Origin of the sequence: Streptomyces sp. NBC_00207, from assembly GCF_045160965.1 — a bacterium.
Taxonomy (GTDB): domain Bacteria; phylum Actinomycetota; class Actinomycetes; order Streptomycetales; family Streptomycetaceae; genus Streptomyces.
Window position 1 is genome coordinate 3,458,338 of record NZ_CP130715.1, and the last position, 19,116, is coordinate 3,477,453.

The 19,116-nt window shown below is 73.0% G+C and carries 15 protein-coding genes and 3 tRNA genes; 11 read left to right on the forward strand and 7 right to left on the reverse strand.

The window, feature by feature from the left end; all coding sequences use genetic code 11:
• Positions 1 to 119 precede the first annotated feature (119 nt).
• Entirely contained in the window at positions 120 to 1,157 is a 1,038-nt protein-coding gene (locus tag OG472_RS16650) for a rod shape-determining protein (protein ID WP_030711274.1), read from the forward strand.
• Positions 1,154 to 2,815 carry a GAF domain-containing protein gene (locus tag OG472_RS16655; protein ID WP_401601838.1) on the forward strand — a complete coding sequence of 554 codons (1,662 nt, stop codon included), beginning with the start codon at positions 1,154 to 1,156 and terminating at the stop codon, positions 2,813 to 2,815. Before OG472_RS16650 ends, OG472_RS16655 begins: the two co-directional genes overlap by 4 nt.
• A gap of 29 nt (positions 2,816 to 2,844) precedes the next feature.
• Here the strand turns inward: OG472_RS16655 and OG472_RS16660 are convergent, their stop codons facing one another.
• Positions 2,845 to 3,285 carry an Lrp/AsnC family transcriptional regulator gene (locus tag OG472_RS16660; RefSeq protein WP_383568405.1) on the reverse strand — a complete coding sequence of 147 codons (441 nt, stop codon included), beginning with the start codon at positions 3,283 to 3,285 and terminating at the stop codon, positions 2,845 to 2,847.
• Positions 3,286 to 3,354: 69 nt separating this feature from the next.
• Between OG472_RS16660 and OG472_RS16665 the strand changes: the two genes are divergently transcribed.
• A complete protein-coding gene (locus OG472_RS16665) occupies positions 3,355 to 4,065 on the forward strand; it encodes a LysE family transporter (RefSeq protein WP_405830016.1) in 711 nt (236 codons plus the stop codon).
• A gap of 154 nt (positions 4,066 to 4,219) precedes the next feature.
• Complete coding sequence (locus OG472_RS16670) at positions 4,220 to 5,569, forward strand: carboxyl transferase domain-containing protein (protein ID WP_401601842.1); 1,350 nt, start codon at positions 4,220 to 4,222, stop codon at positions 5,567 to 5,569.
• On the opposite strand, the gene OG472_RS16675 is transcribed toward OG472_RS16670, so the two are convergent.
• Both OG472_RS16675 and OG472_RS16680 read right to left on the reverse strand, forming a co-directional pair.
• Positions 5,566 to 6,636 carry an esterase-like activity of phytase family protein gene (locus OG472_RS16675; RefSeq protein WP_405830018.1) on the reverse strand — a complete coding sequence of 357 codons (1,071 nt, stop codon included), beginning with the start codon at positions 6,634 to 6,636 and terminating at the stop codon, positions 5,566 to 5,568. The genes OG472_RS16670 and OG472_RS16675 overlap by 4 nt on opposite strands.
• Before the next feature lie 114 nt (positions 6,637 to 6,750).
• Positions 6,751 to 7,584, reverse strand: a complete 834-nt coding sequence (locus OG472_RS16680; protein WP_405830020.1) for a helix-turn-helix domain-containing protein — start codon at positions 7,582 to 7,584, stop codon at positions 6,751 to 6,753.
• Between the two features lie 48 nt (positions 7,585 to 7,632).
• Between OG472_RS16680 and OG472_RS16685 the strand changes: the two genes are divergently transcribed.
• Complete coding sequence (locus OG472_RS16685; protein WP_401601846.1) at positions 7,633 to 7,995, forward strand: cupin domain-containing protein; 363 nt, start codon at positions 7,633 to 7,635, stop codon at positions 7,993 to 7,995.
• 281 nt (positions 7,996 to 8,276) lie between these two features.
• Here OG472_RS16685 and OG472_RS16690 read toward each other — a convergent pair whose 3' ends face one another.
• Entirely contained in the window at positions 8,277 to 9,539 is a 1,263-nt protein-coding gene (locus OG472_RS16690) for an MFS transporter (protein ID WP_405830022.1), read from the reverse strand.
• Positions 9,540 to 9,754: 215 nt separating this feature from the next.
• On the opposite strand from OG472_RS16690, the gene OG472_RS16695 reads away from it, so the two are divergent.
• Together OG472_RS16695 and OG472_RS16700 are read left to right on the forward strand one after the other, a co-directional pair.
• Positions 9,755 to 10,912, forward strand: a complete 1,158-nt coding sequence (locus OG472_RS16695; RefSeq protein ID WP_401601850.1) for a glutamate--cysteine ligase — start codon at positions 9,755 to 9,757, stop codon at positions 10,910 to 10,912.
• A gap of 185 nt (positions 10,913 to 11,097) precedes the next feature.
• A complete protein-coding gene (locus tag OG472_RS16700; RefSeq protein WP_405830024.1) occupies positions 11,098 to 12,714 on the forward strand; it encodes an MFS transporter in 1,617 nt (538 codons plus the stop codon).
• Between the two features lie 111 nt (positions 12,715 to 12,825).
• Here the strand turns inward: OG472_RS16700 and OG472_RS16705 are convergent.
• From OG472_RS16705 to OG472_RS16715, 3 genes are all read right to left on the reverse strand, one after another.
• Positions 12,826 to 12,899, reverse strand: a tRNA-Ile gene (locus OG472_RS16705).
• A 190-nt stretch (positions 12,900 to 13,089) separates the two neighbouring features.
• Positions 13,090 to 13,162: transfer RNA gene (locus tag OG472_RS16710), tRNA-Asn, on the reverse strand.
• A gap of 5 nt (positions 13,163 to 13,167) precedes the next feature.
• Positions 13,168 to 13,240, reverse strand: a tRNA-Asn gene (locus OG472_RS16715).
• A gap of 145 nt (positions 13,241 to 13,385) precedes the next feature.
• Between OG472_RS16715 and OG472_RS16720 the strand changes: the two genes are divergently transcribed.
• The 4 genes from OG472_RS16720 (at position 13,386) to OG472_RS16735 (ending at position 19,036) form a co-directional block, all read left to right on the forward strand.
• Complete coding sequence (locus OG472_RS16720; protein ID WP_401601853.1) at positions 13,386 to 13,685, forward strand: YtxH domain-containing protein; 300 nt, start codon at positions 13,386 to 13,388, stop codon at positions 13,683 to 13,685.
• 98 nt (positions 13,686 to 13,783) lie between these two features.
• Positions 13,784 to 15,265 carry an FGGY family carbohydrate kinase gene (locus OG472_RS16725; RefSeq protein ID WP_405830025.1) on the forward strand — a complete coding sequence of 494 codons (1,482 nt, stop codon included), beginning with the start codon at positions 13,784 to 13,786 and terminating at the stop codon, positions 15,263 to 15,265.
• A 118-nt stretch (positions 15,266 to 15,383) separates the two neighbouring features.
• Positions 15,384 to 17,117 (forward strand): ABC transporter ATP-binding protein, encoded by a 1,734-nt coding sequence (locus tag OG472_RS16730; RefSeq protein ID WP_405830027.1) that lies wholly within the window; start codon positions 15,384 to 15,386, stop codon positions 17,115 to 17,117.
• Positions 17,114 to 19,036: an ABC transporter ATP-binding protein gene (locus OG472_RS16735; protein ID WP_401601859.1), complete on the forward strand. Its 1,923-nt coding sequence runs from the start codon at positions 17,114 to 17,116 to the stop codon at positions 19,034 to 19,036. The genes OG472_RS16730 and OG472_RS16735 overlap by 4 nt, the downstream gene beginning before the upstream one ends.
• The last annotated feature ends 80 nt before the right edge of the window (positions 19,037 to 19,116 follow it).

Genomic DNA, 19,116 nt, shown 5'->3' on the forward strand with positions numbered 1-19,116 from the left:
GCCGCACCCCCGGCCGGAGCAGCCCAACGGGCGGTTAGACCCAAATGTCCGAGATGATATGAAAAGTGACCGGCATTTCCGCCGGTCCTCTTGCGTCAGCGCTCTCGGGAGGATCTGCCGTGACCGTCAGTCTTGAGCAGTTGCGCCGCTGCCACGTCGCCGTCGACCTGGGGGCGGCAAGGACCCGCGTGTACGTGAAGGGCGCCGGCCTCGTGGTCGACGAGCCCAGCGTCGCCGCGGTCAACACGCGCACCGGCGCACTCATCGCCGTCGGCACCTTCGCCGAGCGGATGACCGGCCGCACGCCCGACTACATCCGGGTCGTACGCCCCGTCTCCGGCGGCACCGTCGTCGACATCGAGATGGCCCAGCGGATGCTGCGTCACCTCCTCGGCGAGAAGCTGCGGCGCGCCCTGCGCCGCAAGCCCCGGCTGCGGGCCGCCGCCTGCACCCCGCACGACGCGGACCCGCTGGCCCAGCGGGCCACCGTGGAAACCCTCGTCGGGCTCGGCGCCCGCCGCGTCGAACTGGTCGACACCCTGATCGCGGCGGCCGTCGGCTGCGGACTGCCCGTGGAGCAGCCGACCGCGACGATGATCATGGTGTGCGGGGCCGCGGCCACCCAGGTCGCCGTCCTCTCCCTCGGCTCGATCGTCACCGCGGAGCGGATCCCGGTCGGCGGCGAGGCCATCGACCACGCGGTCGTCCAGCACCTGCGGCACGCCCACGAGCTGATGCTGCCCAGCCAGGCCGTCCGGCCGCTCCAACTGGCCCTGCACGGCAACGGCATCACCGCCGAGGGACCGGCCTCCACCCTGATCCACGGCCGCGACGTGGCCACCGGACTGGCCCGTTCGGTCCACGTGGACACCGCCGCCGTACGGGACGCCATCCACACGCCGCTGACCGCCGTCCTCGACGGCATCGGCAAGGTGCTGCGGGACTGCCCGCCGGACCTGGTCGCGGACCTGACGGACCGGGGGATCATGATGGTGGGCGGCAGCGCCCTGCTGCCGGGCCTGGACCAGATGCTGCGGGACGCCACCGGAATGCCCGTCGCCATCGCGGAACGGCCGGACGTGTGCGCCGTACTCGGTCTCGGCGCGATGCTCGAAGGGAAGATCGCCCCCATGGTTCTCAACCCGCTGGCCGAATGACGGACTCCGGGCAGGAGCCCGAGGAAGGCCCCGGCGCCAGGCCGGGAAGGAATCGCGCCGAGAAGTTCGACGCGGAGTTCGGCACGGAGCTCGCCACGGAGCTCGACGAGGAGTTCGACGAGGAGGGCACGAGCCTCCCGGTGCTGCTGGAGGCCGTCCTCAGCGTCGGCTCCGAGCTGGAACTGCACGCCACCCTCCAGCACATCGTGGACTCGGCGACCGAGCTGTGCTCGGCGCGGTACGGCGCGCTCGGGGTCGTCGACCCCGAGCGCGCCCGGCTGACCGAACTGTTCACCGCCGGTCTGACCGAGGCGGAGCGGGCAGCGATCCCCCGCCTGCCGGACGGGCGCTCCGGGCTGCTCGGAGTCCTCATCCGGGACCCGCGCCCGCTCCTTCTGGACGACCTCACCCGGGACCCCCGGGCGGCCGGCTTCCCGCCGGGGCACCCTCCCATGCACAGCTTCCTGGGCGTTCCGATCCGGGTGCACACGGAGGTCTTCGGCAATCTCTACCTCACCGAGAAGAGCGGCGGCGGCCCGTTCACGGACGAGGACCTCGCCCTGCTGCGGGTGCTGGCCTCGCAGGCGGGCATAGCGATCGGCAACGCCCGGCTGTACGAGACCGCGCGCCGCCGGGAGCGCTGGATCGACGGCGCCGCCGCGGTGACCACGACCCTGCTGGCCGGACGTCCCGCGGCCGACGCCCTGATGTGCGTGGCCGAACGGGCCCGGCTGCTCGCGGACGCCGCGGCCGGCGTGGTGCTCCAGCCGACCCCCGAGGGCGGCATGGAGATCGTGGCCGCCTCCACCCACGGGGACCCCGGTGACCTGGTCGGCACCGCGATCGCCCCCGGCAGCCCGGTCCTCACGCAACTCCTCGGCGGCGAGCCGGTCTTCATCGAGGACTCGGCCACGGACCCCCGGATGACCACGCACGTGCGGGAACGTTTCGGCCCGAGCATGATGCTCCCCCTGCAGAGCGGCGGCCAGCTGATCGGCACCCTGGCCCTGCCGCGCGCCCGGGGCGGCCCTCCGTACGACGCGGTGGACCGGCTGCTCGCCTCGCAGTTCGCCTCCCAGGCCGCGCTGGCCCTCGTCCTCGCGGACGCCCAGCACGACCGGGAGCAGCTCGCCGTGTACGAGGACCGCGACCGGATCGCGCGGGACCTGCACGACCTTGTGGTCCAGCGGCTCTTCGCCACCGAGATGATGCTGGAGAGCACCCGGCGGCGCGCCGCGAACGCCCCGTCCGAAGACACGGTCGGCGACGAACTCGGCCACGCCGTGGACGAACTGGACTCCACCATCCAGGAGGTCCGCACTGCCATCTTCGCCCTCCAGCAGCCGCCGACCGAAGCCCCGACCACCTTCCGGGGGCGGGTCCTGCGGGAGACGGGCGGGGCGGCCGTCGTGCTCGGCTTCCAGCCGTCGGTGCACTTCGCGGGCGCGGTGGACGCCCTGCTGCCGGACCCGGTCGCGGCCGACCTGCTGGCCGCCCTGCGCACCGCCCTGGCCGCGGCGCACCGGCGCAGCGGGGTCACCTCCATCGAGGTGGTGGTGGACGCGACCCCGTCCCGGGTCCGCCTGACGGTCGCGGACGACGGCCGTACGGAGTCGGGCCCGCCCGGCACGTCGGTGACGTGGGAGTCGGCGCTGTAGGCGGCCGGGCGGCGGGGCGGGGGCGGGGCCTACGTCTGGCCGGGGCGCTTGGCGGCGCGGAGGGCGAGCCGGGTGTTGGACTGGGCCACGCCCGCCTCCCGTTTCAGCCGGCGGAGCAGCCCGTCGAGGGCGGCGGGGTCGGCGGCCCGGGCGCGTACGAGGTAGTCGTGCTCGCCGGTCACGTGCACGGCCTCGGTGATCCCGGGGAGCTTGGCGACCTGCCGCTCGAACTCCTCGTTGGTCGTGTCCTGGCGCAGGGTGACGTCGATGAAGACGACGAGCCCGCCGGCGGTGTCGGCAGCCGGATCCACCACGACGGTGAACCCTCGGATCACCCCCTCCCGGCGCATCCTCCGCACCCGGTCGGCGGTGGCGTTGGCGCTGAGGCCGACGCGGACGCCGAGGTCCCGGTACGAGATCCGCGCATCCTGCTGCAGGATGCCGAGGATTTCCCTGTCGAGGCGGTCCATACCGAGATTCTCGCAGTCGGGCCCGGTATTCGCGCGCATCCCTCGGGGTCCTGGGCCGACCCTCCCCCTATGAGCGAACTGATGACACCGGCCCTGGCGGGCGCGGTCGCGGGCCTGGGCGTGGCGATGCCGATGGGGGCGATGAGCGTACTGCTTCTCCAGGAGGCCATGCGGCACCGCCGTACGGCGATGGCCGCGGCCGCCGGCATCGCCGTGGTCGACCTCGGCTACGCGGCCCTCGCCACCGCCCTCGGCCCATGGGTGGCCTCCCACGTCTCCCCGGTGGAGGCCTGGGTCCGCCTGGCCTCGGCCGCCATCCTCCTGACCATCGCGGCCCGCGGCCTCTCCTCCTCGGCCCGGCCGGCACTCTCAGCCCCGCCGCCACCCCCAGCCCCGCCGGCGCTTGAGGCGCGGGGACCGGGGCGGAGCCCCGACAGCGGCGCCGCACCCGGCCCGGGAACCCGCACCGGCACGCGTCCCGCGGCCAGGGCATTCGCACGCTACGTCGGCCTCACCGCCCTCAACCCCACCACCGCCCTCTACTTCGCCGCCCTCACCACTGCCCAGGGCGCCACCCTCGGCTCCGGCCCGGCCGGAGCCGCCTTCCTCCTCGGCGTCGGCGCGGCCTCGCTCCTCTGGCAGCAGACCCTCGTCGTCCTCGGCTCGCTCGCCGGCACCCGCATCTCCGACACCGCCCGCGTCTGGACCTTCCGCCTCGGCTACGGCCTGGTCGCCGCCTACGCCCTGAAGATCGCCTTCCCCCTGCCGTCCCTCGGGTAAGGGCGATCCGGGGAGACGGCCGGGGAGCACTGAGGGACGGCTCGGGTCCGCGGCCTTTTTCCCCCCGGCCCGGGCCGCGGCCCGGCCCCTGGACTCCCCCCTGCCCCTGCGCAACGCCCGGGCAGCCCGGCAGCGCACCCCCTAGGGTGACCCCGTGACGACGACCCGCCTCTCGGCCCGCGCGGCCATCGCCTCCGTGACCGACCCCGGCAGCTTCGCCGAACTCCCCGCCCCCCGGCGGGAGTCCCCCGCCGACGGGCCCCTGGCCTGGACCGGCTACGACGACTCCCGCGCCCGCGCCGCCGGCCGTACGGGCGAGCAGGAGTCCGTCGTCGTCGGCACCGCCCGCATCGGCGGCCGCGAAGCCACGGTCGTCTCCTTCGAGTTCGGCTTCCTCGGCGGATCCCTCGGCGAACGCACCGGAGACCGGCTCGAAGCCGCGTACGCCCACGCCCGCGCCCACCGCCTCCCCCTCGTCTCGCTCATCGCCACCGGCGGCTCCCGCATGCAGGAGGGGATGCTCGCGCTGACCCAGCTCCAGCGCGTGGCCCGGCAGAGCGTCCTGACGCGGGCCGCGGGCCTCCCCCAGCTGGCCGTCCTGCGCGATCCGACCACCGGCGGCGGCTGGGCCACCCTCGGGGCCGGGGCCGACGTCGTCCTCGCGCTGCCCGGTGCCCAGGTCGGCTTCGCCGGCTCCCGGGTGCGCCCGGCGGACGCGGATCCGGCGGCCTACTGCGCCGAAGGCCAGTACGCCGCAGGCCACGTGGACGCCGTGGTCCCCGCCGCGCACCTGCCCGGCACCCTCGCCGACTGGCTCCGCGTGCTGGCCGCGCCCCGGCCGGCCGGGCCCGTCGAGCCCCCGGCCGCGCTGGCCGACGTACGGCCTCCGGCCACCGGCTGGGACGCCGTCCGTCAGGCCCGCCACCCGGACCGGCCACGCGCCGAGGCGTACCTGGACGCCTACTTCGAGCTGCGCCTGCACCTCTCCGGGGACCGGGCGGGCGGCACCGACCCCGGCATGCTGTGCGGATTCGGGCTGCGGGAGGGCCGGGCCGTCGCCTACGCCGCCCAGTGCGGCACCGCGACCCGCCCGGCGGGCTACCGTACGGCCGCCCGCGTCATCCGCCTCGCGGACCGGCTCGGCATCCCCGTGCTCACCCTGGTGGACACCCCGGGCGCGGCCAACGACGCCGCCGCCGAGCACGCGGGCGCGGGCGCGGCCATCGCGGACACCTTCGCGGCGCTGGCCGGTGCCTCCGTCCCCGTCACCACCCTGCTGATCGGCGAGGGCGGTTCGGGCGGCGCCCTCGCCCTGGCCGCGCCGGGCAACACCTGGGTCACCCCGGACAGCTACTTCTCGGTCATCGCCCCGGAACTGGCGGCGGCCATCCTCAAGCGCCCCCCGTCGGCCGCCCCGGCCACCGCGGACCAACTCCGCATCCGCCCCCAGGACCTGGTGGCCCTGGGGGTCGCCCGCGGCATCGTCGCCCGGGAGCAGGGCTAGGAACTCCGGCGCGCCGGCAGCAGGACGTCCATCCGGTACAGCCGCGTCACCTGCTGCGCGAGCTCGTTGTCGTCGCTGACCAGCAGCAGCCGTACCCGCCCGGGACCGGCGTGGTCGGTCACCACCATGCCCTCGGCGTTGTCCACCAGCGGGTGGTTCTGCGGGAGCTTCGACGGCGCCCCGAGGGTCGGGCAGGCGTCGAGGTCCCCGAGCGCGGTCTTGCGGGCGACCCGCAGCCGCGGCCCCTCGGTCAGCGCCTCCACCTCCGAGGTGTCCGTCGCGCCCAGGGGGTCGGCGAGGTACAGCCGTGCGGTGATCTTGAACTGCTGGGTGAAGCCCCGCTCCAGGACGATCAGCCGGCCGTCGCGGGTCGGCGCGAGCTCGACGAGGCCGTGCCCGGCGTCGACCGGGTAGGCGTACTGGCGCCCCAGCCGGAACTCGCCGCTCCGGCCCCGCTCCCAGGTCTGGATCCGCTGGAGGGTGCGCCCCTGCGCGTCCTTGCCGTCGCCGGCCAGCGGCCCCTCGACGCCCGCGACCAGCGTGTGCCCGCCGGGCAGCAGCGTCAGCGACTCGAAGGTCTGGTTCGCGGCGGCCCGCCCCTGCGGCGCGAGCCGGAAGGCGTCCGGGACCGGGAGCGCGCCCAGCACCTTCCCGTCCCTGCCGTACCGGCGGATCGCGAGGGCGAACTCGTCGGCGACCAGGTAGGACCCGTCCCGGTCGACGACGACGCCCTCCGAGTCGACGGCCTTCCAGGCCCCGTCCGTGAGCGGGAGCCGCGCGGTGGCACGGGCGGCCGGGGTGTCCCCGCGCCCCACCTTCAGCGAGTAGAGCACCGACCGGTCGGAGACCGCGGCGACCGTGCCGTCCTTGTCGACGGCGAGGCCCGAGATGCCCCCGACGAGGCCTCCGTCGAGCGTGGTCTTGTCGAGCGCGTCGGAATAGCCCGCGACGGAGAGGTACGGCGAGCAGGACCGGTCCTCCTTCGGGGCCGCGACGGCGGGCGGCACGAGCATGCCGGAGAGCGCGGCGGCGGCTGCCGCGGTGGTGGCGAGCGTACGAAGGCGCATGAAGGCCTTCCTCCTGGTTCGGCGGACACGATTCGACTTCCGAACCGTCATATGCCGGATCGAAAGAAAGAGGAAGGCGTGCCACACGATGGCAACGAACCGGCCAACTCCCCTTCACATCCGGCCGGATCGGGCGAACCGCGCCGGGCTGATCCCCACGTGCCGCCCGAAGTGCCGTGTCAGGTGCGCCTGGTCGTAGAAGCCCGCGGCCGTCGCCGCCTCGGCCGGCCGCATCCCCACCAGCAGCAGCCGCCGCGCCAGCGCCACCCGCCGCCCGGTGAGGTAGGCGTGCGGGGGCAGCCCGTACGCCGTCCGGAAGCTCCGGATCAGGTGGGTGGGGTGGACGTGCCCCAGCTCCGCCGAGGCCTCCTCCAGGCCGAGCCCCTCGGTCACGCGCGCGTCGAGCAGCTCGCGCAGCCGTACGGCGAGCCCCGCACCCGGCGCCCCGTACGCCGCCGGCGCGCGCCCCGCGAGCCACCGGTGCAGCCGCTCCCGTACGAAGGCCAGCCGCGACTCCGCCTCCAGCCGCTCGACCGCCCCTGCCGGCAGCTCCCGCGAGCCGAGCGCCCGGTGCAGCCCGTGGACGCGCTCCCGCAGCACGGCATCGAACAGCAGCGGGGCGTCGACGGCGGCCCCGGTGAGGCTCTCGGGCAGGACGGAGGCGTCGAGGTAGAGGTTGCGCTTGCGGAAGCCGGCCTCGGTGACGGTCCGCCCGTCGTGGACCACCCCCGGCGGCAGCAGGATCACGGCGTCCCGGACCCCGACACCGTGCCGCTCGCGGTCCAGCGCGAAGTCGACCCGCCCGCCGTCCAGGATCATCAGCGTCCAGGTGTCGTGCACGTGCGCCGGATAGGCGTGGTCGGTGAACCGGGCATGGAAGACCTCGGCGATCCCCGGGACCGGCGGCTGCCAGGCGGAGACGGTGCTGCGCGGACGTATCGCGGGCATGTCAGGAACGTACAAGACCGCCCGCCTTCGCTCCGGCAGGCTGCCCGCATGACGACACACAAGGTCAACATCGCCGAGAAACTGGCCGGATTCACCGAGCAGTGGGCCCCGCACCGCATCGCCCGCGTCAACGACTACGAGGTCAAGGCAGCCAAACTGCAGGGCGAGTTCGTGTGGCACAGCCACGAGGACACCGACGAGCTCTTCCTGGTGGTCAGCGGCACCCTGACGATCCGCCTGCGCGACGGGGACGTGGTGCTCGGCCCCGGCGAGATGTACGTCGTCCCGCGCGGGGTGGAGCACTGCCCGGCGGCGGACGAGGAGGCGGCCATCCTGCTGTTCGAGCCGACGGGCACCCCCAACACCGGCACCGCGGGCGGCACCCGCACCCGCGAACCGGTGGACGCGTAGCCCAGGCCGGGTGCGGCGCCACTACCGGGGCTCCGCCCCGGACCCCGCCGGGCTCCGCCCGGACCCGCTCCTCAAACGCCGGAGGGGCTGAAGCAGACGGGTCGGGTGTGTGTCGGGGCGCTCCCCGCAGGGCGTCGAACGCAACGGGGCTCGGCCCTCCGACCCCCCGTCACGTTCGGCGCCCGAGGAGACGCCCCGGCGCGCGCCCGGCCCCACCCGAACCGGCGAAGCCAGCCAGGCCGGCTCGGCCCGCGGCCCGCCCGGCCCAGCGGTCCCAGCGACTACGCCTGCGGCGACCGCGCGTCGTAGCGGGCGAAGTTCCGCCACCGCAGCGCGAGCAGGCCCAGTACGAGCACGCACGCCAGCCCCCCGCCCGTGACGGCCGCGGTCGGGGAGGTCAGGTCGGCAGTGGTCCCGGCGATGAAGTCCCCGAGCCGGGGCCCGCCCGCGACGACCACGATGAAGACGCCCTGGAGGCGGCCGCGCATCTCGTCGGGCGTGGCGGCCTGGAGCATCGTGCTGCGGAACACCATCGAGACGGTGTCCGCGGCCCCGGCGAGGGCCAGGAAGAACAAGCCGAGCCACAGGTTCCGGCTGAGTCCGAACGCGGCGATGGCCAGTCCCCATCCGGCGACGGAGAGCAGGATCATCAGCCCGTGCCGCCGGACGCGGCCCTGCCAGCCGGAGAACAGCCCGCCCAGCAGCGCCCCGGCGGCGATCGAGGCCACCATCAGGCCGACCGTCTTCGCGTCGCCGCCGTACCAGAGCACGGCGGCGGCCGGGAACAGTGCCTTCGGCTGCGCCAGCACCATGGCGGCCATGTCGGTGAAGAAGGTCATCCGGATGTTGGGCCGGGTCCCGAGGAAGCGCAGTCCGTCGACGACGGAGGCCCGCCCCCGCGCCTCCTCGCCGCGGTCGGGCTTCATCGACGGCAGCCGCCACATCGCGTAGAGGGCGGCGGTGAAGGTGACGGCGTCGATCAGGTACGCCGACTGGTAGCCGCCGAGGGCGACGATCAGCCCGCCCAGCGCGGGCCCGACCATCGTCCCGAAGGTCATGGTCACCGAGTTCAGGGCATTGGCGGCGGGCAGCTGCTCGGCCGGCAGCAGCCTCGGTATCATGGCGGACCGCGCCGGTCCGGCGAGCGCCCCGCACACCGCCTGGAGGGCGACGACGCCGTACAGGAACCAGACCCGGTGGTAGCCGAGCAGCGCGGCCCCGGCGAGTGCGACCGACAGGGCTGCGGCGCCGAGGGAGCTGTAGAGGCCGAGCTTGCGCCGGTCCACGGTATCGGCGATGGCGCCGCCGTAGAGCCCGAAGACCACGAGCGGGACGAGCGAGAAGAGCCCGACGAGCCCGACGGAGAAGCTGGACCGGGTGATGTCGTAGACCTGCAGCGAGATCGCGAGGGCGGTCATCGCCTGGCCGACCCAGGAGATCGTGCCGCCGACCCACAGCCGCCGGTAGTCCGCGGACGTGCGCAGAGGGGTGAGGTCGGCGAATATTCGCCGCCGGGGGCGGGTGGGAGCGGTCGTCGGGGGCACAGGGGATCCTAACCGCCGGCCGTCCGGCGCCCCGAAGGGTTATTGCGCGGCTTCACACACCGGCAACAGTCACCCCATCCGGCCCCGCGGTCCCGCCGCGGATGGCCTCTTGCCGGTAACTCGCCACTATCACCGGACATTTGACTGAATCGACGCGCGCTCCTCACCTCATGTTCAGCTCATGATGAAAAGACTCGTATGTCCAGGGAGGCGTAGTGATCGAACCTGGCAACAGCACCACGAGCACCGGCACGACGCAGAACACGGTGCGCCCCACCGTCCCCCTCACCGTCGGCGTCGAGGAGGAGTTCCTGCTCGTCGACGCCCGCACGTTCCGAGTGGTCCCCGCCGCCCCGCTGGTCCTCGCGACGGCCGGCGGGCTGCCCGGCGAGCTGCACCCCGAGGGCACCCGCTACCAGGTGGAGATATCCACTCCGATAGCCCATTCGGCGGCTGCGCTGCGCGCCGAACTCGCCGCCCTGCGGCGCACCCTCGGCCGGGCGGCCCGCGCCCACGGCTGCCGGCTGCTGGCCGCGCCCTCGCCGGTGGTCGCCGTGGAGGGGCCGCTGCACCTGACCGACGACGAGCCGCGCCAGCGCGAGCAGCACCGCCGCTTCGGCGCGCTCACCGACACGCTGGTCAGCTGCGGCCGCCACATCCACATCGGCACGCTCGACGTGGACACCGCCGTGGCGGTGTCCAACCGGATCAGACCGTGGCTGCCGACACTGATCGCCCTGGCGGCCAACTCGCCGTTCTGGGGCGGGCGTGACACGGGTCACGCCAGCTGGCGGGCGATGGCCTGGTCCGGCTGGCCCTCGGCGGGGCTGCCGCCGCACTTCACGTCCACGGCCCATTTCCGGCGCTCGGTGCAGACCCTGCTCGGCTCCGGGGCGGCCCTGGACATCAAGATGGTCTATTGGGACCTCCGCCCGTCCGGGCACTGGCCGACGCTGGAGATCCGGGCGCCCGACATGTCCCCGGACATCGACTCGGCGATCCTCCAGGCCGAACTGGCGCGCGCGCTGGTCTCCACGGCCCTGCGCGAGATCGAGGAGCACCGCCCCGAGCCGGCCGTACGGGACGACGTACTGCGCCTCGCGCGCTGGCGGGCGGCCCACGACGGACTGGAGGGCTTCGGGCTCGACCCGTACACGGGCACGGAACTCCCCGCGGCCGACCTCGCGGAGGCCCTGCTGGACCTGGTCGCACCGGACCTGGCCGCTGCCGGCGACCTCGACCACGCGGCCAAGACCCTGGCCGGCCTCCTGCGCGACGGCTCGGGCGCCCACCGCCAGCGCGTGGCCTTCGCCCGCCGCCAGGACCTGACGGACGTACTGCGCCACCTCGCGGACGAAACGGAGGACTTCTAGCCGGCGCCGGAAGCCCCCGGAGACGCCCGGCCGCAGGTGCGATCGGCTTCTGCACCTGCGGCTCGCAGGAGGACGGGCGGGGCCCCTCGGCCCGGGCGCGCCGCCCGCCACGGCGTAGCCGCTGTCCGGTCGACAGCGCGGCGGGTCGGCCCTCCGGGCCCCCGGGCGGCTGGGACCATGCGTCCATGTCATCCCGGGCAGGCACGACCGAGAGTTCGGCGAAGGCGCGAGTGGTCCTGTTGACGCTCGCGTCCGGTCAGTTCCTGATGGCGCTCGACAGCTCCGTCATGAACGTCTCCATCGCCACGGTGGCCGAGGACGTGGGCACGACCGTGACGGGCATCCAGGGCGCGATCACCGCCTACACCCTCGTGATGGCGATGTTCATGATCCCCGGCGGCAAGGTCGGGGCGCTGATCGGCCGCAGACGCGCGTTCATGATCGGCTGCTGCATCTACGGGGCCGGCTCCCTCACCACGGCGCTCGCACCGAACCTCACCGTGCTGCTGCTGGGCTGGGCGCTCCTGGAGGGAATCGGAGCCTCGCTCATCCTGCCCGCGATCGTCGCGCTCGTCGCCGGCAACTTCGCCGTCGAACGCCGCCCCGCCGCCTACGGGCTCGTCGTGGCGGCCGGGGCGATCGCCATCGCGCTCGGTCCTCTCATCGGCGGCATCGCGACGACGTACTTCTCCTGGCGGTGGGTCTTCGCCGGGGAGGTTCTGGTGGTGCTCGCCATCCTCGTGCTCGCGCGCCGCATCGCGGACGCCCCGCCGGGTGAGCGCCGGGGCATCGACTTCGTCGGCGCCGTCCTCTCCGCGCTCGGGCTCGGGATCTTCGTCTACGGCGTGCTCCGATCGGACGAATGGGGCTGGTTCCAGCCGAAGTCCGGCGCGCCCGCGTGGCTCGGGGTGTCCCTGACGACGTGGCTGATGCTGGCGGGTCTGGCGCTGCTCTGGCTCTTCCTCCGCTGGGAGGCGAGGGTCGTGGAGCGGGGCGGTGATCCCCTCGTCGATCCCGGGATGCTGCAGAACAGGCAGCTCACCGGCGGCCTGACGATGTTCTTCTTCCAGTACCTCGTGCAGATGGGTGTGTTCTTCCTCGTCCCGCTCTACCTGTCCGTCGCCCTGGGCCTGTCGGCGCTGGAGACGGGCACCCTCCTGCTGCCGCTCTCGGTCAGCCTGCTGGCGGCCGCGGTCCTGATCCCCCGCTTCCTCCCGGACGTCTCGCCGCGGCGCGTGGTGCGGCTCGGGATCCTCGCGCTGCTCGTGGGAGCGGTGGTCCTGATGGCCGCGCTCGACCTCGACGCCGGCTCGGAGGTCGTCACCGTCCCGCTCCTGCTGATCGGGCTCGGCATGGGGGCGCTGGCGTCGCAGCTGGGGTCGGTCACGGTGTCCGCGGTGCCGCAGGCGCAGAGTGCGGAAGTCGGCGGCGTGCAGAACGCCGTCACGAACCTCGGCGCCTCGATCGGCACGGCACTCGCCGGATCGATCATGATCGCCGCGCTCACCACCTCCTTCCTGACCAACATCGCGGCGAATCCGGCGGTCCCGGACAGCGTCACGAGCCAGGCGACCGTGCAGCTCCAGAGCGGCGCACCGTTCCTGTCCGACGCCCAGCTCGAGACCGCCCTCGAGGAGGCCGGCACGAGCCCGGAGGTGTCGCAGGCGGCACTGGACGCGAACGCCGACGCCAGGCTCGACGGCCTGCGCGCGGCGCTGGCCATCCTGGTCCTCGCTGCGCTCATCTCCCTGTTCTTCGTCCATCGGATCCCGTCGGCCCAGCCGCGCTCGCCGGAGCCGTAGCCACCGCCCGCGTGCGCCGGGTCCCGCACTGCCCCGGGGGCCCGGCACACCGCCCGTTCCTGAAAACGCCGAAGCCGCAGATGCAATCGTTTCTGCACCTGCGGCTCGCAGTGGGGCGGGTGGGACTCGAACCCACGGCCGACGGATTATGAGTCCGCTGCTCTAACCGGCTGAGCTACCGCCCCTTCACGGCGTGGCGCGTACACGTGTGCGCGCCGTCTGCCGCAGCATAGCCGCTCATACGATCTCCTGCCTCGGATGCCTCGCATGATCGGCTTCGCCTGTTCAGAGAGACCGCGCTGAGGGCTGCCCGGTTCCCGAATGGCTCAACAAAGAAAAGAAGAGGACCCCGTGGGGCCCTCTTCTTCTTCCTTGCTCCCCCGGCTGGACTCGAACCAGCAACCCTCCGGTTAACAGCCGAATGCTCTGCCAATTGAGCTACAGGGGACCGCGCTCCCCCGACTGGACTCGAACCAGTAACCTGCCGGTTAACAGCCGGCTGCTCTGCCAATTGAGCTACAGGGGATTGCTGCGGTGCATCGAACAGCCCACCTCCGGCCTTGCCGGGGGGCGAGTGCCCGTTGCGAGTCATAGATTAGCGCAAGCAGGGGGGTGCTCCGCCAATCGGTATCGACAGCAGGCCGGGCACCACACGACGAAGGGTGGCAGGCATGCGGTACAAGGTCACGTTCGTGGTCGGACTGGCCCTCGGGTACGTGCTCGGAACCCGGGCCGGGCGCGAGCGCTACGAGCAGCTGAAGAAGTCCGCGCGCGAGTTCGCGCAGAACCCCGCGGTGCGCAACGCCGCCGAGACCGCGGGCCACACCGGGCGCCAGTACGCCGGCAAGGCCTTCGCCGCGGTGAGCGAGAAGGTCGGCGACGCCGTGCCCGCCTCGCTGGCCGGGCGGGTGCGCGGACTGCGCGACCGGTCCGGGGCCGGCGAGGACGACTGGGGCACGAGCAACACCTGAGGCGTCCGAAGTCCACCGCGTGGGGTTCCCGGGACCTGTGAGGTTCCGGGGGCTCCGCGACGGTCGATACGGGCCCCGCGTGCGGCAGAATCCTCCACATGGGGATAGTCGCCGGGCTGGACAGCTCTTCCGCCTTCACACGCATCGTCGTCTGTGACACCGAGACCGGCGCCGTGCTGCGCCAGGGGTACGCCCCCCATCCGCAGCCCACGGGCGAACCCGACGGCGCGAACCCCCACGAGACCGATCCGCAGGCCTGGCTGCTCTCCCTCGGCGAGGCCGCCGGCGGCGGGCTCCTCGAAGGGGTCCAGGCCATAGGGGTCTCCGCACAGCAGCACGGCCTGCTGCCGCTGGACCCGCAGGGCGCCCTGGTGCGCCCCGCCCTCGTCGGCAACGACAAGCGTCCTCAGGTCGCCGCCGCCGACCTCACCGAGGCCCTCGGCGGCCGGCACGCCTGGGCCGAGGCGGTGGGCTCGGTCCCGCACGCCGCGCAGCCGGTCGCGAAGCTCGCCTGGCTGGCCCGCAACGAGCCCGAGGCGGCCCGCCGGGTGGCCGTGCTGATGTCCCCGCACGACTGGCTGGTCTGGCAGCTGCTGGGCCGGCCGGCCCGGCGGACCACCGACCGGGGCGGCGCCTCGGGTACCGGGTACTGGTCGGCGGCCTCCGGATCCTGGCGCCCCGACCTGGTGGAGCTGGCGCTCGGGCACCGGGCGCTGCTGCCCGAGGTGCTCGGCCCGGCCGATGCCGCCGGCACCACGCCCGAGGGGCTGCTCATATCCGCCGGCACCGGCGAGACGATGGCCGCCGCGCTCGGGCTGGGGCTGGGCCCCGGCGACGCGGTGGTCTCGCTCGGTGCCTCCGGTTCGGTGATGGCGGTGCACCACGAGGCGCTGTCGGAGCCGGGCGGGCTGATCACCTCCCTGGCCGACGCCACCGGCATGCACCTGCCGGTCGTGAACACCTCCAACGCCGTACGGGCCCTGCGCGGCACCGCCGAGCTGCTCGGCACCGATCTGGAGGGGCTGTCCGAGCTCGCGCTGAAGTCGACGCCGGGCGCGCACGGCCTCGTGCTCCTGCCGTACCTGGAGGGTGAGCGGACGCCGAACCTGCCGCACGCCGCCGGGACCCTGTCCGGGCTGCGCCGGGACTCGATGAAGCCGGAGCACCTGGCCCGGGCCGCTTTCGAGGGCATGCTGTGCGGGCTGGTGGACGCGCTGGACGTGCTGCGCTCGCGCGGGGTCGAGATCCGCCGGGTGTTCCTGCTGGGCGCGGCGGCCGAGCTGCCCGCCGTACAGGCCGCGGCTCCGGGGCTGTTCGGGACGCAGGTCGTCGTACCGGCGCCGGCGGACTACGCGGCGCTGGGCGCGGCGCGGCAGGCGGCCTGGGCGCTCGGGGTGGCGCAGGGCACGCTGGCCCCGCACTCCCCGCCGGTCTGGCCGGCGCCCGCGGCCCAGATCTTCGAACCGGGCGAGGAGTTCCCGGCGTGGCAGGGGGTGCGCCAGCAGTACATCGCGACGCGGGAGCAGATCCACCCGGGGGCCTTCCAGGGGCGCGCGGGCGGGCTCGTTCCGGGGGCCTAGGGCCGCGCCCGGTGGCCTACTCCTTTTGACCGGCCTTTGCGAAATCCGGTGGGGTTCGATGGGCCGGTTGGCCCAAGATGGGGTGAACCCCCTCGATCATGCCGACCGGAGCCTGCGCGTGCTCATACGACTTCTGCGGACCCATCTGGGTGCGTACCGGAAACCCATCGCGGTGCTGGTCCTGCTGCAGCTGCTGCAGACCAGCGCCAGCCTCTACCTGCCCACACTGAATGCCGACATCATCGACCAGGGTGTCGTCAACGGCGACACCGGCTACATCCTCCGCTTCGGCGCCCTGATGCTCGGCGTCTCCCTCGTGCAGCTCGTCTGCAACGTCGGAGCCGTCTACTACGGCGCCCGTACGGCGGCGGCCTTCGGCCGGGACGTCCGCGCGGCCGTCTTCGACCGCGTACAGAGCTTCTCCGCACGGGAGCTCGGCCAGTTCGGCGCCCCGTCGCTGATCACCCGTACGACGAACGACGTCCAGCAGGTCCAGATGCTGGTGCTGATGACCTTCACCCTGATGGTCTCGGCCCCGATCATGTGCGTCGGCGGCATCGCCATGGCGCTCTCGCTGGACGTGCGGCTGTCGGGCGTCCTGCTCGCCGTGGTCCCGGTGCTCGGGATCTCGGTCGGCGCCATCGTCTACAAGACGCGGCCGCTGTTCCGCCAGATGCAGGACCGCCTGGACACCGTGAACCGGGTGCTGCGGGAGCAGATCACCGGCAACCGGGTGATCCGGGCCTTCGTCCGCGACGACTACGAGAAGGACCGTTTCCGCGAGGCCAACGCCGACCTGACCGGCGTCTCGCTGGCCTCCGGCAAGCTCCTGGCGTACATGTTCCCCACGGTCATCGTGGTCGTGAACATCTCCAGCGTCGCCGTCATCTGGTTCGGTGCGATGCGCGTCGACAGCGGCGGCATGGAGATCGGCCAGCTGACGGCCTTCCTCGCCTACCTGATGCAGATTGTCATGGCCGTGATGATGGCCACCTTCATGTTCATGATGGTGCCGCGCGCCGAGGTCTGCGCCGAGCGCATCCAGGAGGTCCTGGACACCGAGTCCAGCGTGGTGCCGCCCACCGACCCGGTGCGCAAGCTGCTGCGCAGGGGCGTACTGGAGCTGCGCGGCGCGGACTTCGGCTACCCGGGCGCCGAGTCCCCGGTGCTGCGCGGGGTGAGCCTGGTGGCCCGCCCCGGCGAGACCACGGCGGTGATCGGCTCCACCGGAAGCGGCAAGTCCACGCTGCTGGGCCTGGTCCCGCGCCTGTTCGACGCGACCGGCGGCGAGGTGCTGGTCGACGGGGAGGACGTGCGCCGGCTCGACCCGGACCTGCTGGCCAAGACGGTCGGCATGGTTCCGCAGAAGCCCTACCTGTTCTCCGGAACCATCGCGTCCAACCTGCGCTACGGGCGCCCGGACGCGAGTGACGAAGAGCTGTGGCAGGCGCTGGAAGTGGCGCAGGCCAAGGAGTTCGTGTCCGCGCTGGAGGGTGGCCTGGAGGCCCTCGTCACCCAGGGCGGAACCAATGTCTCCGGCGGCCAGCGCCAACGCCTGGCCATCGCCCGCACCCTGGTGCAGCGTCCGGAGATCTTCCTCTTCGACGACTCCTTCTCGGCCCTGGACTACGCGACGGACGCGGCGCTGCGCGCGGCGCTCTCCCGCGAGACGGAGGACGCGACCGTGGTCATCGTCGCCCAGCGGGTCTCCACGATCCGCGACGCCGACCGGATCATCGTCCTGGACGAGGGCCAGGTCGTGGGCGAGGGACGCCACCACGAGCTGATGGCCGGCAACGAGACCTACCGGGAGATCGTGCTCTCCCAGCTGACGGAGGCGGAGGCCGCATGAGCGGGCCCGGAGGACGGATGATGATGGGGCCGGCCCAGCGGTCCATGGACTTCAAGGGCTCGGGCAAGCGGTTGCTGGGCCAGCTCGCGCACGACCGCGCCAAGATCTGGGGCATGGTCGCGGCCGTGGTCGGCAGCGTCGGCTGCGCGGTGGTCGGCCCGAAGATCCTGGGCGAGGCCACCGACCTGGTCTTCGCCGGGATCGTGGGCCGGGAGATGCCGGCCGGGATCACGAAGCAGCAGGCCCTGGAGGGGCTGCGCGCCAGGGGTCAGGACGGCATGGCGGACATGCTCTCCGGCACCGACTTCACTCCGGGGCAGGGCATCGACTTCGGCGCGGTCGGGGTCGTGGCGCTCTGGGCGCTGGTGGTCTTCACGCTGGCGGGCCTGCTGATGCTGGTCGCGACCCGGCTGTCGAACCACGTCATGAACGGCACCGTCTACCGGATGCGCGAGGAGCTGCAGGCGAAGCTGTCGCGGCTGCCGCTGTCGTACTTCGACCAGCAGAAGCGCGGCGAGGTGCTGAGCCGGGCCACCAACGACATCGACAACATCGGCCAGACGCTCCAGCAGACGATGGGTCAGCTGCTGAACTCGCTGCTGACGATCGTCGGCGTGCTCGCCATGATGTTCTGGATCTCGCCGCTGCTGGCGCTGGTCGCACTGCTGACCGTGCCTCTCTCGGTCTTCGTCGCGGCGAAGATCGGCAAGAAGTCGCAGCCGCAGTTCGTGGCGCAGTGGAAGACGACCGGCGCGCTCAACGCCCACGTCGAGGAGATGTACTCGGGGCACAGCCTGGTCAAGGTCTTCGGCCGGCAGAAGGAGTCCGCGGCCGTCTTCGCCGAGCAGAACGAGGCCCTCTACCGGGCCTCCTTCAAGGCGCAGCTGGTCAGCGGCATCATGCAGCCGGTGATGTTCTTCATCTCGAACATCAACTACGTGCTGATAGCCGTCGTCGGCGGGCTCCGGGTCGCCTCCGGCACCCTGTCGATCGGTGACGTGCAGGCTTTCATCCAGTACTCGCGGCAGTTCTCCATGCCGCTGACGCAGGTCGCCTCGATGGCGAACCTCGTGCAGTCCGGTGTCGCCTCGGCGGAGCGGGTGTACGAGCTGCTGGACGCGTCGGAGCAGGAGGCGGACGCCGAGGTTCCGGAGCGTCCGGAGGAGCTGCGCGGCCAGGTCACCTTCGACAAGGTGGCCTTCCGCTACGAGCCGGACAAGCCGCTGATCGAGAACCTCTCGCTGTCGGTCGACCCGGGTCACACCGTCGCGATCGTCGGCCCGACGGGCGCCGGCAAGACGACGCTCGTGAACCTGCTGATGCGGTTCTACGAGGTCACCGGCGGGGAGATCGCCCTCGACGGGGTGGACATCGCGAAGATGACGCGCGAGGAACTGCGCGCGGGCATCGGCATGGTGCTCCAGGACACCTGGCTGTTCGGCGGCACCATCGCGGAGAACATCGCCTACGGTGCCTCGCGCAAGGTCACGCGCGCCGAGATCGAGGAGGCGGCGCGGGCCGCGCACGCGGACCGTTTCATCCGCACCCTGCCGGACGGCTACGACACCGTCCTGGACGACGAGGGCGCGGGCGTCAGCGCGGGCGAGAAGCAGCTGATCACCATCGCCCGGGCGTTCCTGTCGGACCCGGTGATCCTGGTGCTCGACGAGGCCACGAGCTCGGTGGACACCCGTACCGAGGTGCTGATCCAGAAGGCGATGGCGCGCCTCGCGCACGGCCGTACGTCCTTCGTGATCGCGCACCGGCTCTCCACGATCCGCGACGCGGACGTGATCCTGGTGATGGAGAGCGGCTCGATCGTGGAGCAGGGCACGCACGAGGAACTGCTGGCGTCGGACGGTGCGTACGCACGGCTGTACGCGGCACAGTTCGCGCAGGCGGTCGTCGAGGTCGAATAGTCGGCCAGGTCGTCCCTTGCGTGCGGCGCAGGGCGGAGGGGCACCCGGGTACGGGACGTACCCGGGTGCCCCGGCATCCC